The 15,412-nt window shown below is 44.0% G+C and carries 13 protein-coding genes and 4 tRNA genes; 3 read left to right on the forward strand and 14 right to left on the reverse strand.

The genetic code is table 11. From position 1 onward, the window contains the following. Positions 1 to 75 precede the first annotated feature (75 nt). From rpoB to HC752_RS11025, 12 genes are all read right to left on the reverse strand, one after another. A complete protein-coding gene (gene rpoB / locus HC752_RS10970; protein WP_190335184.1) occupies positions 76 to 4,104 on the reverse strand; it encodes a DNA-directed RNA polymerase subunit beta in 4,029 nt (1,342 codons plus the stop codon). A gap of 249 nt (positions 4,105 to 4,353) precedes the next feature. After that, entirely contained in the window at positions 4,354 to 4,722 is a 369-nt protein-coding gene (gene rplL / locus HC752_RS10975; RefSeq protein WP_190335161.1) for a 50S ribosomal protein L7/L12, read from the reverse strand. Positions 4,723 to 4,779: 57 nt separating this feature from the next. Beyond that, a complete protein-coding gene (gene rplJ / locus HC752_RS10980; protein ID WP_190335162.1) occupies positions 4,780 to 5,271 on the reverse strand; it encodes a 50S ribosomal protein L10 in 492 nt (163 codons plus the stop codon). A gap of 271 nt (positions 5,272 to 5,542) precedes the next feature. After that, positions 5,543 to 6,244 carry a 50S ribosomal protein L1 gene (gene rplA, locus HC752_RS10985; RefSeq protein ID WP_190335163.1) on the reverse strand — a complete coding sequence of 234 codons (702 nt, stop codon included), beginning with the start codon at positions 6,242 to 6,244 and terminating at the stop codon, positions 5,543 to 5,545. A gap of 4 nt (positions 6,245 to 6,248) precedes the next feature. After that, the gene (gene rplK, locus HC752_RS10990; RefSeq protein ID WP_190335164.1) at positions 6,249 to 6,677 is read right to left on the reverse strand and encodes a 50S ribosomal protein L11; all 429 of its coding nucleotides are present in this window, start codon (positions 6,675 to 6,677) and stop codon (positions 6,249 to 6,251) included. 143 nt (positions 6,678 to 6,820) lie between these two features. Then, on the reverse strand, positions 6,821 to 7,369 hold the full coding sequence (gene nusG, locus HC752_RS10995) for a transcription termination/antitermination protein NusG (RefSeq protein ID WP_190335165.1): 549 nt from the start codon (positions 7,367 to 7,369) through the stop codon (positions 6,821 to 6,823). 12 nt (positions 7,370 to 7,381) lie between these two features. Then, positions 7,382 to 7,783 (reverse strand): preprotein translocase subunit SecE, encoded by a 402-nt coding sequence (gene secE, locus HC752_RS11000; protein WP_190335166.1) that lies wholly within the window; start codon positions 7,781 to 7,783, stop codon positions 7,382 to 7,384. A gap of 224 nt (positions 7,784 to 8,007) precedes the next feature. Next, positions 8,008 to 9,192, reverse strand: coding sequence for an elongation factor Tu (tuf, locus tag HC752_RS11005; protein WP_190335057.1), 1,185 nt, complete (start codon positions 9,190 to 9,192; stop codon positions 8,008 to 8,010). A gap of 93 nt (positions 9,193 to 9,285) precedes the next feature. Then, positions 9,286 to 9,361 (reverse strand) — tRNA-Thr (locus HC752_RS11010). Positions 9,362 to 9,374: 13 nt separating this feature from the next. Then, a tRNA-Gly gene (locus HC752_RS11015) sits at positions 9,375 to 9,449 on the reverse strand. A gap of 36 nt (positions 9,450 to 9,485) precedes the next feature. Then, positions 9,486 to 9,570, reverse strand: a tRNA-Tyr gene (locus tag HC752_RS11020). A gap of 48 nt (positions 9,571 to 9,618) precedes the next feature. Beyond that, positions 9,619 to 9,694, reverse strand: a tRNA-Thr gene (locus HC752_RS11025). Positions 9,695 to 9,906: 212 nt separating this feature from the next. Between HC752_RS11025 and coaA the strand changes: the two genes are divergently transcribed. Continuing rightward, positions 9,907 to 10,830, forward strand: a complete 924-nt coding sequence (coaA, locus tag HC752_RS11030; protein ID WP_190335167.1) for a type I pantothenate kinase — start codon at positions 9,907 to 9,909, stop codon at positions 10,828 to 10,830. 5 nt (positions 10,831 to 10,835) lie between these two features. Here the strand turns inward: coaA and birA are convergent, their stop codons facing one another. Then, positions 10,836 to 11,798 (reverse strand): bifunctional biotin--[acetyl-CoA-carboxylase] ligase/biotin operon repressor BirA, encoded by a 963-nt coding sequence (gene birA, locus HC752_RS11035; protein WP_190335168.1) that lies wholly within the window; start codon positions 11,796 to 11,798, stop codon positions 10,836 to 10,838. Further along, positions 11,798 to 12,841, reverse strand: coding sequence for a UDP-N-acetylmuramate dehydrogenase (murB, locus tag HC752_RS11040; RefSeq protein WP_190335185.1), 1,044 nt, complete (start codon positions 12,839 to 12,841; stop codon positions 11,798 to 11,800). The genes birA and murB overlap by 1 nt, the downstream gene beginning before the upstream one ends. Before the next feature lie 66 nt (positions 12,842 to 12,907). Between murB and HC752_RS11045 the strand changes: the two genes are divergently transcribed. Together HC752_RS11045 and pssA are read left to right on the forward strand one after the other, a co-directional pair. Continuing rightward, entirely contained in the window at positions 12,908 to 13,354 is a 447-nt protein-coding gene (locus HC752_RS11045) for a GNAT family N-acetyltransferase (RefSeq protein ID WP_190335169.1), read from the forward strand. Between the two features lie 80 nt (positions 13,355 to 13,434). Continuing rightward, positions 13,435 to 14,775, forward strand: coding sequence for a CDP-diacylglycerol--serine O-phosphatidyltransferase (pssA, locus tag HC752_RS11050; RefSeq protein ID WP_190335170.1), 1,341 nt, complete (start codon positions 13,435 to 13,437; stop codon positions 14,773 to 14,775). The last annotated feature ends 637 nt before the right edge of the window (positions 14,776 to 15,412 follow it).

Below are 15,412 nucleotides of genomic sequence, written 5' to 3' on the forward strand. Positions count from 1 at the left end.
ACCCGCTAAAGTGAGCACCTTCTACCAAATAATCGCTTTTCTTCCCTCTTAATGATTCATCAAGAGGGAAAGAGATTACTCTTCGTCTTCTAGCTCGATGTTGATACCTAGCGAGCGAATCTCTTTCAACAATACGTTGAACGATTCTGGCATGCCAGGTTCCATGCTGTGGTTGCCGTCTACGATGTTCTTATACATCTTCGTACGACCATTCACATCATCTGATTTCACCGTTAGCATTTCCTGTAGAGTGTAAGCCGCACCATATGCTTCTAGTGCCCATACTTCCATCTCACCGAAACGCTGACCACCGAACTGAGCTTTACCACCAAGTGGTTGCTGAGTTACTAGGCTGTAAGAACCTGTTGAACGTGCGTGCATTTTGTCATCAACCAAGTGATTCAGTTTCAGCATGTACATGTAACCAACCGTTACAGGACGCTCAAATGCATCACCAGTACGACCATCAAACAGGCGCAACTGACCAGATTCAGGCAAGTCACCCAACTTCAATAGCTCTTTGATCGATGCTTCTGGCGCACCATCGAAGATTGGAGTTGCAATTGGTAGACCACTACGAAGGTTCTGTACCAAAGTGCGCACTTCTTCATCGCTCAATGCCGCAATATCCACTTTCTGGCGCGTATCACCCAGATCGTAGACTTCTTGTAAGAAGTTACGGAACTTATGCAGTTCTTGCTGTTCTTTCAGCATCTGGTTGATCTTGTCACCAATACCTTTCGCAGCTAGACCCATATGAACTTCAAGGATCTGACCGATGTTCATACGTGATGGTACACCCAGTGGGTTAAGTACGATGTCTACAGGCTCACCTTTTTCATCGTAAGGCATGTCTTCAACAGGGTTGATCTTAGAGATTACACCCTTGTTACCGTGACGACCGGCCATCTTATCACCAGGCTGGATACGGCGTTTAACAGCTAGGTAAACCTTAACAATTTTTAGAACACCTGGCGCTAGGTCATCACCTTGAGTGATTTTACGACGCTTAGTTTCAAACTTCTTATCGAAGTCTGCTTTCAGTTCGTCCCACTGTTCAGCAAGCTGCTCTAGCTGCCCCTGAAGATCTTCATCATCAAGAGACTGCTCTAACCACTTCTTACGATCGATTGTGTCTAGCTTCGCTTCAGAGTAACCACCAGAAATCAATACCGCTTTAACACGAGCAAGAAGACCGCCTTCCAAAATCTGGAATTCTTCAGTCAAATCTTTCTTCGCTTCTTTAAGCTGCATTTGTTCGATTTCAAGCGCACGCTTGTCTTTTTCTACGCCATCGCGTGTAAAGACTTGAACGTCGATGATGGTACCGGAAACAGAATTTGGTACACGTAGTGACGTATCTTTAACATCGGATGCTTTTTCACCGAAGATGGCGCGCAATAGCTTCTCTTCAGGCGTCAGCTGAGTTTCGCCTTTAGGCGTGACTTTACCAACTAGGATGTCACCACCCTTCACTTCGGCACCAATGTAAACGATACCTGACTCGTCCAGTTTAGACAGAGCAGACTCACCTACGTTTGGAATATCCGCTGTGATCTCTTCAGAACCCAGCTTAGTGTCACGCGCCACACAAGAAAGCTCTTGGATGTGGATAGTCGTGAAACGGTCTTCCTGAACAACACGCTCAGAAACAAGGATGGAATCCTCAAAGTTGTAACCGTTCCAAGGCATGAACGCGATACGCATGTTCTGACCAAGTGCCAGCTCACCAAGGTCGGTTGAAGGACCATCCGCAAGAACGTCACCACGTGCTACTGGCTCACCAGGGAGTACAGTTGGACGCTGGTTAATACATGTGTTCTGGTTAGAACGCGTGTACTTAGTCAGGTTGTAAATGTCGATACCTGCTTCACCTGGAACCAGCTCGTCTTCATTGACTTTTACAACGATACGTGATGCGTCAACAGACTGGATAACACCGCCGCGTTTAGCAACCGCTGTTACACCGGAGTCAACTGCAACGTTACGCTCGATACCCGTACCGACAAGAGGCTTATCAGCTCGTAGAGTCGGAACAGCCTGACGTTGCATGTTCGCCCCCATCAATGCACGGTTCGCATCATCGTGCTCTAGGAATGGGATAAGCGATGCTGCCACAGATACAACCTGGTTCGTTGCAACGTCCATGTAATCAACTTGATCACGTGGGTGCAGACCAGATTCACCTTTCTGACGAGCCGTAACCAGTTCTTCTACGAATCTGCCTTCCTCTGATAAGCCAGAGTTAGCCTGAGCGATGATGAACTGACCTTCTTGAATCGCAGACAGGTAATCAACTTCATCAGTCACAACGCCATCGACTACACGACGATATGGTGTTTCTAGGAAACCATACTCATTACAGCGCGCAAACGCAGATAGGGAGTTGATTAGACCGATGTTTGGACCTTCCGGTGTTTCGATAGGACATAGACGACCATAGTGCGTTACGTGTACGTCACGTACTTCGAAACCAGCACGTTCACGAGTTAAACCACCTGGACCCAATGCAGAAATACGACGCTTATGCGTCACTTCTGAAAGTGGGTTGTTCTGATCCATAAACTGTGAGAGCTGTGAAGAACCAAAGAATTCTTTAACCGCTGCAGAAATTGGCTTCGCGTTGATGAGGTCTTGAGGCATGATTGCATCAAGGTCACCAAGACTTAGACGCTCTTTAACTGCACGTTCAACACGTACTAAACCAACACGGAATTGGTTTTCTGCCATTTCACCTACGCTACGAATACGACGGTTGCCAAGGTGGTCGATATCATCCACTTCACCTTTACCGTTACGAATCGAGATAAGCTTTTTCATCACTTCGATGATATCAACTTCATCAAGTGTGCCTTGCTCTAGAGCGTCTTCACGCTCAATAGAACTGTTGAACTTCATACGACCAACAGTGGATAAGTCGTAACGTTCTTCAGCGAAGAATAAGCTTTCGAATAGCGCTTCTGCTGCTTCTTTTGTTGGTGGCTCACCTGGGCGCATCATGCGGTAAATTTCTACCAGCGCAGAAATGCGATCAGTCGTGCTGTCGATACGCAGCGTATCTGACATAAACGGACCATGGTCTAAGTCGTTCGTAAACAGCACTTCAAGCTTCTTATGACCCGCTTGGGATAAGTTCGCTAAAGCCTCTAGGCTAATTTCTTGGTTTGCGCCAACAATAATTTCGCCAGTAGCTTCGTTGATGTAATCTTTCGAAGACACTTTTCCTACGATGTATTCGATAGGCACTTCGATGAAATCAACACCGTCTTTTTCTAACTGACGGATGTGACGCGCAGTCACGCGACGACCAGTCTCGACGTAAGTCTTACCATTCGCTTCGATATCAAATGACGCCGTTTCACCACGTAGACGATCTGGCACCAACTCCATAAGTAGAGTTTGATCTTTCACTTCGAAGTTCACTGTCTCGAAGAAGATATCTAGGATCTCTTCTGTCGTTTTACTGAGTGCACGAAGGATAATTGAAGCAGGTAACTTACGGCGACGGTCGATACGTACGTACAAGTTATCCTTAGGATCGAATTCAAAGTCTAACCATGAACCACGGTAAGGAATAACACGTGCGTTGTATAATACTTTACCTGATGAATGGGTCTTACCCTTATCGCTGTCGAAGAACACGCCTGGGCTTCGGTGCAGCTGGGATACGATAACCCTCTCGGTACCATTAATTACGAAGGTACCATTGTCTGTCATGAGCGGAATTTCCCCCATGTAGACTTCTTGTTCTTTAATGTCTTTTACAGTACCTGCTGGCGCATCTTTATCAAAAACAACTAAGCGCAGTTTTACGCGGAGTGGTTTTGAGTAAGTGACGCCGCGAATTTGACATTCTTTAACATCAAAAACTGGCTCACCAAGACGGTAGCTAACGTATTGCAGCTCAGAATTGCCGTTGTAGCTCTGAATCGGAAATACAGAACGAAAAGCAGCTTCAAGACCGTATTGTCCTTCAGGATCCTGTTCGATAAATTTGTCGAACGAATCGAGCTGGATCGATAGCAGGTATGGAATGTCCAAAACTTGAGGACGAGTACCAAAGTCCTTACGGATGCGCTTTTTCTCGGTATAAGAGTAAACCATGGGGTTCCTCAGCTCGCTGATAAGTGACCCAAACTGTCCGCCCATTCCTAGTTACTTAAGGAGGGGTAAGGGACAGTGACTAAACAACTGTTTACTGTAGAACGAATTAGCAAGGTTGCTCACTCGTTTTTTTGCATGGATAAAGGCGCTTAAACAGCAGGAAAATTCGCCTATACCCTACAGCGCAAAAAGGCCGGTGGTCAATAAACCACCAGCCATTAGCCTGTCGGCTAAGAAATTAAGTAATAATTACTTAATTTCAACAGAAGCACCAGCTTCTTCTAGTTGTGCTTTAAGAGCATCAGCTTCGGCTTTGTCAATACCTTCTTTCAGAGGTGCTGGAGCGCTGTCAACTAGACCTTTAGCTTCTTTAAGACCTAGACCTGTAGCGCCACGTACTGCTTTGATTACAGCAACTTTGTTACCGCCAGCAGCCGTTAGGATTACGTCAAATTCAGTTTGCTCAGCAGCAGCTTCACCACCAGCAGCACCACCAGCTACAACAGCAGCTGCAGCAGTAACGCCGAATTTTTCTTCCATAGCTTCGATAAGCTCAACAACTTGCATTACAGACATTTCTGCAACTGCGTCTAGGATTTGCTCGTTAGTAATAGACATAACAATTCTCTTTTAAGTCAACAATAAGTTTATTTTGCAACCAGTAAAAAGCAAGCCTTAAGCTGCTTCTTCTTTTTGATCGCGGATAGCAGCGATAGTACGTACCAGCTTGCCAGCAGAAGCTTCTTTCATGCACATCATTAGGCGTGCAATTGCTTCGTCGTAAGTTGGTAGTGTTGCTAGTACTTCAGCGTCAGTTACTGCGCCTTCAAATGCAGCAGCTTTGATCTCGAAGTCAGAATTCTCTTTTGCGAAGTCTTTAAAAAGACGCGCAGCAGCACCTGGGTGCTCGTTAGAGAACGCGATTAGAGTAGGACCAGTGAACGTGTCTATAAGACACTCATAGTCAGTACCCTGAACCGCACGACGTGCTAGCGTGTTACGCACGACTTTCATGTAAACACCCGCTTCACGAGCTTGCTTACGTAGAGAAGTCATTGCGCCAACATTAACACCACGAGAGTCAGCTACAACTGCAGAAAGTGCACCACTGGCAGCTTCGTTGACTTCAGCAACAATTGCTTTTTTGTCTTGAAGGTTTAAAGCCATCTTGGATTTACTCCTGGTTGTCGTTACACCACTCACCTCGAAATAAGGTGAGAGTTAATACGGTGCAGTTCCAGAAGAAAAGCTATCTATTAAAAAGTCAGCTTTCTTTAGGTTCGGACACCGTCTACGTAGGTTTGATTAAGTTTGCTAATGCAAACGCCTACGGTCTTGGACGGAGACTGAGTTTCTTCTCGAAAGAAAAGACTGAGTCCCAACCACAAATATTAGGCGCGAAATTATACATAAATTTCACGCCTAATCAAATTTATTATTATGCTTGAGTGTTCAGGCTAGCCTGATCAACTGAAACACCAGCACCCATCGTAGTAGAGATGCTGACTTTCTTCAGGAAAGTACCTTTCGCTGAAGATGGTTTCGCTTTCTTAAGAGCAATAAGAAGAGACTCTAGGTTCTCTTTGATTTGCTCTACTGAGAAGTTAGCTTTACCAATAGTAGTGTGGATAACACCGTTCTTGTCGTTACGGTAACGAACCTGACCAGCTTTAGCATTTTTAACTGCTTCCGCAACGTTAGGAGTTACAGTACCAACTTTAGGGTTTGGCATCAGACCACGTGGACCTAGGATAGTACCGAGTTGACCAACAACACGCATTGCATCTGGGGAAGCAACAACTACGTCGAAGTTCATTTCGCCTTTCTTCACTTGCTCCGCAAGATCTTCCATACCGACGATATCTGCACCAGCTTCTTTAGCGGCTTCAGCGTTTGCACCTTGAGTAAATACTGCAACGCGGATTTCACGACCTGTGCCGTGAGGCAGTACAGTTGCGCCACGTACGTTCTGGTCAGATTTACGAGCATCGATGCCTAGGTTAACAGCAACATCTACAGATTCAACAAACTTCGCAGTTGCTAGTTCTTGAAGAAGAGCAACAGCTTCATTGATTTCGTATTCTTTAGTTACGTCAACTTTTTCGCGGATTACGCGCATACGCTTAGTAAGTTTTGCCATAATATTAACCCTCTACCACTAGGCCTATTGAACGAGCAGTACCTGCGATAGAACGCTTCATCGCTTCGATGTCAGCACCAGTCATGTCTGCAGCTTTGGTTTCCGCGATCTCTTGAAGTTGAGCGTCAGTAACTGTACCCACTTTTTCAGTGTTTGGACGACTAGAACCAGACTTAATACCTGCTGCCTTTTTAAGAAGAACAGCTGCTGGCGGAGTCTTTGTTTCAAACGTGAATGAACGGTCGTTGTATACTGCAATAACAACTGGGATCGGTAGACCTTTTTCTACAGATTCTGTTTTTGCATTGAACGCTTTACAGAATTCCATGATGTTCACACCATGCTGACCTAGTGCAGGACCAACTGGTGGACTTGGGTTTGCCATACCCGCTGCAACTTGCAGCTTGATATAAGCTTCAACTTTCTTAGCCATGATATTTCCTAAATTTTGGGTTCAGACGCCAACCTATTGGTAAGCTCCCCGTTAGATACAAACCTTTCTACTTCCTTGAAGTAAAAAGGCGCGAAATTATAATCATAATTCGCGCCTTTAACAACCCTAAAAGAGGTGTTTTTTTAGTCAATTTTATCCACTTGACCAAACTCGAGTTCAACTGGTGTTGCACGACCAAAGATAGATACCGACACTTTAATTCGGCTTTTCTCGTAGTCCACTTCTTCAACTGTTCCGTTAAAGTCAGCAAATGGTCCTTCGTTAACACGAACCACTTCACCCGCCTCAAACATCGTCTTAGGACGAGGAGCCTCGCTCGCTTTCTCAAGACGATTAAGAATTGCATCCGCTTCTTTATCAGAAATTGGAGCAGGACGATCAGAGGTACCACCAATGAAGCCCATGACACGCGGCACACTGCGCACTAAGTGCCATGATTCATCATTCATGATCATCTGAACTAGGACATAACCTGGGAAGAACTTACGCTCACTCTTACGGCGTTGACCTGCACGCATTTCCACAACTTCTTCTGTTGGTACAAGAACTTCACCAAAAAGTTCTTCCATGTCGTGCATCTTAATATGCTCGCGAAGAGATTGTGCAACACGACCTTCATATCCAGAGAAGGCTTGAACCACATACCAGCGTTTTTTAGGAGCTTCACTCATGTATTAAAACCCTCAAACTCCAGTCGCTAGAGCAACCAAACGGACCATAATACCGTCGATTCCCCAAAGCGCTAAAGCCATAACTATACTAACTGCTAATACAATCAATGTTGTTTGCATGGTTTCTTGGCGAGTTGGCCAAACTACCTTACGAACTTCAACTTTTGCTTCGTTTGCAAAATTGATTGCTGCTTTACCTTTACCCGTTGTAGCGATAACAGCCAATGCAGCACCGACGAGTGCTACTGCACCTGCTGCACGAAATACTACGTTTAGCTCATACAATGTGAACTCTTCACCACCACCCAGAAGAGCGTTTCCAACAACAGCAGCGGCAAGCAGAATAACAGCGACAATCCACTTTAATGTATCTGCTGCATTTGAGCTATCAGGAGTTTCAGCATTTGCTTTCATAAAACCAACCTGTGACAAGTCTTAAATATAGACGACAACAACCCCGCTGTTGCAGGGCACATTCCATCGCATTGGAACCCAACGCATACCATGAAAAAAATGAGATCTTTTTCACAAAATTCTTTGCTTTGAGTAGAAAATGACAAACCATGTCATTCATCTCTTTGTTTAGCGCAGAAAAAGGGCATCAAATGATGCCCTTTTTACTAGCTGTTCGTCAAATCTTATTCAAAGATTTTCGCAACAACACCAGCACCTACAGTACGACCACCTTCACGGATAGCGAAACGTAGACCTTCGTCCATTGCAATTGGAGCAATCAAAGTGACTGTCATTTGTACGTTGTCACCTGGCATTACCATTTCAACACCTTCTGGAAGTGTGATATCACCCGTTACGTCCGTTGTACGGAAGTAAAACTGTGGACGGTAACCTTTGAAGAATGGAGTGTGGCGACCACCTTCGTCTTTAGACAGGACGTAAACTTCTGACTCGAACTTAGTGTGTGGGTTGATTGAACCTGGAGCCGCTAGTACTTGACCACGCTCTACTTCTTCACGCTTAGTACCACGTAGAAGTGCACCAACGTTCTCTCCTGCACGACCTTCATCAAGCAGCTTACGGAACATTTCAACACCCGTACATGTCGTCGTAATTGTGTCTTTGATACCAATGATTTCGACTTCGTTACCCACATTTAGGATACCGCGCTCGATACGACCTGTTACAACCGTACCACGACCCTGGATAGAGAATACGTCTTCGATTGGTAGTAGGAACGGCTGGTCTACAGCACGCTCTGGCTCTGGAATGTAAGAATCTAGTGCTTCTGCAAGCTCAATGATCTTGTCTTCCCACTCTTTTTCGCCGTTTAGAGCGCCAAGAGCTGAACCTTGGATTACTGGTAGGTCATCACCTGGGAAGTCGTATTCTGATAGAAGCTCACGTACTTCCATTTCTACTAGCTCTAGAAGCTCTTCATCGTCAACCATGTCACACTTGTTCATGAATACGATGATGTAAGGGATACCAACCTGACGACCTAGTAGGATGTGCTCACGAGTTTGTGGCATTGGACCATCAGTCGCCGCAACAACTAGGATACCACCGTCCATTTGCGCAGCACCTGTGATCATGTTTTTAACATAGTCAGCGTGTCCTGGGCAGTCTACGTGTGCGTAGTGACGTGACGGAGTGTCGTACTCAACGTGAGACGTTGCGATTGTGATACCGCGCTCACGCTCTTCTGGAGCGTTATCGATTGATGCGAAGTCTTTCGCTTCACCGCCGTACACTTTAGCTAGAGTAGTACAGATTGCAGCAGTTAGAGTTGTTTTACCGTGGTCAACGTGGCCGATAGTACCAACGTTTACGTGCGGTTTCGTACGTTCAAATTTTTCTTTAGACATGGGGTGTCCCTCAAGGTACGGATTTAGGTGGCTTTGAGACCACGCAACCAAAATAATGGTGATTGTATTACCAAAAGGAAGGCCACTAAGAGCTGGTGCTGATAGGCGGATTTGAACCGCCGACCTCACCCTTACCAAGGGTGCGCTCTACCGACTGAGCTATATCAGCACTTTAAATGAGTTGGAGCGGGCAGCGGGAATCGAACCCGCATCATCAGCTTGGAAGGCTGAGGTAATAGCCATTATACGATGCCCGCAACACGTAACTCTGTGAGCTATTTCCTTTAGGAATATGGTGGAGGGGGACGGATTCGAACCATCGAAGGCAGTGCCGGCAGATTTACAGTCTGCTCCCTTTGGCCACTCGGGAACCCCTCCAAATTTTTAAAACTTTCTCTCACTCTCTGCTTTGCAGAAGGGAGAAAGTGGTGCCGACTACCGGAATCGAACTGGTGACCTACTGATTACAAGTCAGTTGCTCTACCTACTGAGCTAAGTCGGCACACGAGTGGGGCGAATTCTATTGAATGATTTTGTAGCTTGCAATAGAAAATTGAAAAAAAATACAAATTTCCTTTAACTTGGGGTTAATTGCGCACAAATCCATCAGGATTTCATGATTCATACTCAACAATTGGCGTCCAAATCGTTTGCAAGTGGCGTGGCATAGTGTATTGTCACTCTCCCTGATTGATATGGATATCTGAGTACTTTATGAGCCCTTACATGTCTTTTAACCGCCAACAATGGTCTGAGTTACGTGACTCTGTGCCTATGATGTTGTCAGAAGAGGATCTGAAAGAGCTCCAAGGTATCAATGAAAGTCTTACGATGAAAGAAGCTGTCGATATCTACCTTCCTTTATCTCGATTGTTAAACTTGTATGTAGAAGCAAGGCAAAGTCGAAATTCTGTGTTGCATCGCTTCTTAAATCAAAAAGAGCACGCGCCTCCCTTTGTTATTGGCATTGCTGGCAGTGTCGCAGTAGGAAAAAGTACTACAGCACGATTGCTAAAAGCATTGCTATCTCGGTGGGAAACTCATCCTAAAGTGGAACTCATTACTACCGATGGATTTCTATACCCAAACAAAGTATTAAACGAAAACGGGCTGATGCAAAAGAAGGGGTTTCCAGAATCCTACGACATAAAAAAACTGGTGCAGTTTGTCTCCGATGTCAAGGCATGCAAGCGGAATGTGAAGGCTCCCATCTATTCACATCTTACCTACGACATCACATCAAATGAAAAAGTCGTTGATTTACCTGATGTGTTAATTATAGAAGGTCTGAATGTGCTTCAAAGTGGGATGGATTACCCACACGACCCACACAGAGTGTTTATTTCGGACTTTTTAGACTTTTCCCTATTTGTGGATGCGCAACCAGAAATGATTCAAACATGGTATGTCGAACGATTTATGAAATTTCGACAAGGGGCGTTTACGCAGCCTGGATCTTATTTTGGTCATTACACCAAACTAACCCAAAGCGAAGCACTCGAAAAAGCGAAAAGTATCTGGCAAACCATAAATGGAAAAAACTTACAGCAGAACATTTTACCGACTCGTGAGCGCGCACAGTTGATTTTGCAAAAAGGGCAAAACCATATGGTCGAGAAAGTTCTGTTGCGGAAGTAGCTTGGCTACTCAATGCCTCTCAAGGAAATTTCTCCTCCGATAAAGGTCTCAATACCTTTATCTGTTTCAATAAGAATACCACCTTGGGCATCGATGCCTCTCGCTATGCCAAGCAACTCTTTTGGACCCAGTATCAATTTGATAGATCGACCAAGAAAGTTATCTAAGCGATTCCATCGTTCAACGAAGCCTTCCATACCATGGAGTTCATAACTTTCAAGAGAGCGCTCCCAAGCATTAATCATAGCTAACGCTAATGCATTTCGGTCAATGTTCTCACCAGGTATTATCTGCTCCAATGAAGTCCAAGGCTGAGTTATATTCTCTGTTTTCTCTGGCATGGCAATATTGAGCCCCATCCCAATCACTAGATGTGCAGCCGCACCAGCTTGTCCCGACATTTCAACAAGAATACCTGCTAGTTTTTTGTCTTCATAGTACAGATCATTAGGCCATTTGAGCTTTATGCCTTGAACACCAAGAGATTCCAAAGCCTCGACGGCTGCTACACCAACAACCAAGCTGAGCCCCATTGCTGCTGCTATCCCCGCCTCTAATCGCCAATACATCGACAAATATAAGTTACTACCAAAAGGGGATACCCATTGTCTTCCTCGCCGCCCTCGCCCCTGGCTTTGATATTCCGCCAAACACACGTCACCACGATTCAGCTCTCCGGCACAATCCAGCAAGAATTGATTCGTTGAATTGATGACAGGAAATACTTTTAGCATCCTTTCTGATTTGTTAGCCAATTTATCTTCATCGAGCAAAGAAAGCGGTCTAGGTAAACGATAACCTTTTCTTTGAACACTAAACACATCAAGCCCTAGCGCTTGTATACTTTTAATATGTTTGCTTATTGCCGCTCTAGAAATTCCAAATCGCTCACCGAGAGCTTCACCAGAATGGAACTCTCCATCTGCGAGTTGTTTAACAATGCCATATTTTACGGAGTCGACTTTCATTACTTTTCCTTTAGACATTCCGCAAGATACGTTTCACCGAAACGTCCAATAAAACGTACTTCGTGCTCCAGCTCAACCTGGTACTTGTCAAGTACAGCCTGCCTTACATAGGCTGCAAGACTGATAACGTCGTTTGATGTTGCTTTTTCAGCATTGACTAACACTAACGCCTGTTTTGGATGAACCATCGCCCCCCCGATTTTCTCGCCCTTTAAGTTTGCATGATCAATCAGCCATCCGGCAGCTAACTTGACGCCTTCCTTTGCTGGGTAGCCAACGATATCTGGATAGATACTCTCTAGAGAATCGAACCGATCTTGTGAAATCACTGGGTTTTTGAAAAAGCTACCAGCATTTCCTTGTTTACAAGGGTCAGGAAGTTTAGATCGACGAATGTCGCATACTCGCTTATAGATGTTAAGTGCGGTTTGATCTTCTTTTGCCAATTCAGCCAGTGCGCCATATTGAGCTTTTGGCGTCCAGTTTTTGGCGACTTTTAAGCCAACAGAAACCACAATGGCTTTATCTTTTAACTCATGTTTGAAAATAGAATCTCGGTATCCAAATTGGCACTCATGATTAGTCAATCGCCTGATCTTCCGACTTTCAATACAATAGATATCAACGTATTCGCATATATCTTTAAGTTCAACACCATACGCACCAATATTTTGAATAGGAGCCGAACCTATACAGCCCGGAATAAGGGCAAGATTTTCTAATCCAAAATAGCCATGTTCAAGCGTCCACTCAACAAACTCAGGCCAATCTTCTCCTCCTTGAGCATGCAGATGGAAATGGGTATCTGACTCAATGACGGATTTTCCTCTTAACCTATTAAGCAACACTACACCGAGGAAATCCTGTGTAAATAGCACATTGCTTCCTTTACCTAGTATCAGCTTCGGTAACTCCACCCACTCGGGGTTGGCATAGGCCTCCTTTAGATCGTCTATTGACTCAATGACAACCATATGACGACATTGAACATCAAGACCGAAGGTATGAAATGGCTTCAAACTATTGTTTTTGTATATCTGCATAATTTTTGGAGTTAGAATTTCTCTAACGATCATATTACCTCAACTAGTTAGAGAGCGCAGTGACGAATGAGTGAGCTTGAAGTCAAAATACTCGAACCAATCCTATTGCCTCTAATTAAGCGCTTTTACAAACGGTATTACCCGTCTGCAAAACCAAAATCAGATGAGCTAATTTTGGGGGGATACCTTAATGGAACATTGATGTCTGTTGTACGATTCCGGACGATTGAGAATAGTCGGCTATTAACTGGAATGCTGGTTGCACACGAGCACCAAAATCAAGGTTTAGGTCACAAGTTATTGGTTTTCTGTGAAGATTTTGTATTGCAAGAAGGTGACTTTTGCTTTGCTTATGAACATTTGCATGATTTTTATCAAGCGCATGGATTTAGATGTGTTCAAGAGAAAGAGCTGCCCAACGGATTAAAGAACTTATTTGCTCGATATCGCCATAGTGGGAAGAAACTCAACGCGATGAAATACTTTGTAAAAGATTATTCCGCTTATGTTTGAGTTATCTAGTCAACTTGGTCCAAGTTTTGGTAAAATGAACGATTAACCATCAATCATACAAAGAAGGTAAAGCCTCTAACATGATCGCAACCAGGAATCTCATTAAGACACTTCCAACCATTGCGCAAGATCCAGACTCTTATCATGTTCTGCATTCTGCAAAATCGTTTCGTGAACACCTGCTTAGTGCGATTAAGCAAGCCACTCATCGAATCTACATTGTTGCACTTTATCTAGAAGATGATGACGCTGGTAGGGAAGTGTTAACTGTTCTATATGAGGCAAAGCAAAAACAACCCGATTTAGACATCAAGATTTGCGTCGACTGGCATCGAGCTCAGAGAGGGTTGATTGGTGCGGAAGCCTCAGAAGGCAATGCAGCCCTGTATAAGAAGTTTGCGGAGCAATATGAACAACCTATTCCTGTATATGGTGTCCCAGTTCGAGGTCGCGAAGTCTTCGGAGTTCTTCATCTAAAAGGCTTTGTTATTGATGATACCGTGATATACAGCGGAGCCAGTCTAAACAACATCTACCTCAATTTTAACGATAAATATCGTTTTGATCGCTACCATGTGTTTCATAATGAATACTTAGCCAATTGTATGACCGAATACATCGAACAATCGATGATACAGCACCCTGCGGTCAATAACTTAGCATGTAATAACAAGCCAAATACAAAATCTATCAAACCAGCGATTCGCCAACTTCGAGCATCTTTGGCCCAGAGTCAATATCAGTTTGATCATCAGAATGTCGGTTCTGAACAGGTTGCTGTTACCCCCCTTGTTGGGGTAGGAAAGCGACGAAATAGGCTTAATCAAAGCATCAATCATTTAGTGGCTATTGCACAAGATGAAGTGTTTATTTGTACTCCGTATTTTAATTTTCCTAAAAGCCTAGCTAAACAGATTAGTAAGGCTTTAAAACGCGGTGTAAAAGTCACCATTGTTGTTGGTGATAAAACCGCCAATGATTTCTATATACCACCGGAAGAAGAATTCAAAACAATCGCCGGACTGCCTTACTTATATGAGATGAACTTAAGGCGTTTTGCAAAAGTCAACGAAGCCAATATTGCTAGTCGTGTGTTGAATATTAGAGTTTGGAAGCACGATTCGAACAGCTACCACCTCAAAGGCATATGGGTCGATAAAAGGTATATGTTGATAACGGGCAATAACCTGAACCCGAGGGCTTGGAAACTGGATTTGGAAAATGCCATTCTTATACAAGATCACTACAATCATCTGACTGAAAAGTTTGATAAGGAAGTCGAGAACATCTTGCAGCACACCGAACTTATTTGTACCTACAAACAGCTGGATAAGGTAGAAAATTATCCATCTGAAGTTCAAAAACTCATTCGTAAAATAACGCGAGTAAGAGCAGACAAAATCCTTAAGCAAATCCTATAAAAACAAGATAGAAAGCCCTGCAATCGTGGGGCTTTCTTTTATCCACCTAAAGATATACTCATCGAATCAGCACGAATAAATGCAACCCGCTTATCAAAGCACTTTGGGGGTTGGTCTAATAGTAGTCTAAGTAAAAATATGATCTAATTGAGGCTATTCATCACCAGTATCCATTTACAATGGATAGCGTCAACGATATTGATTTTAAAAACTTGTAAGCCAGCAAAAATCCATCCAGATGAAAAGAGATTACTCGCCCTTGCTCATTTCAAGAAGGACAAGTCTCGTACCTAAATCGCCAAGTTTCTCAAAGTAAGCAGAGCCAGTGTTAATAAATGGGTTCAAACCTTTCTTGAGGAGAAATTAAAAGGGCTGAAAGAGAAGCTAAGAACCGAAAGACAAGCAGAATATTAAAGATGATAACGACATTGTCTCTAAAGTTTGTGTCGATTGGAACAGGTTCGGGGAGAACACAAAAAGGATCAACAATATGTGATCAGGGAATGGATAGTAAGCGCATCATGAACCCCGCGTTCTAATCATCCGTCTCGAATAATAAGATCAAGTCTCCAACTCAAAGGAGACTTGAAATGGTCAAACGACGAACCAACCAAGAATGGCAAACGTTATTCGAACA

Source organism: Vibrio sp. S9_S30 (assembly GCF_014694455.1).
Classification (GTDB): domain Bacteria; phylum Pseudomonadota; class Gammaproteobacteria; order Enterobacterales; family Vibrionaceae; genus Vibrio.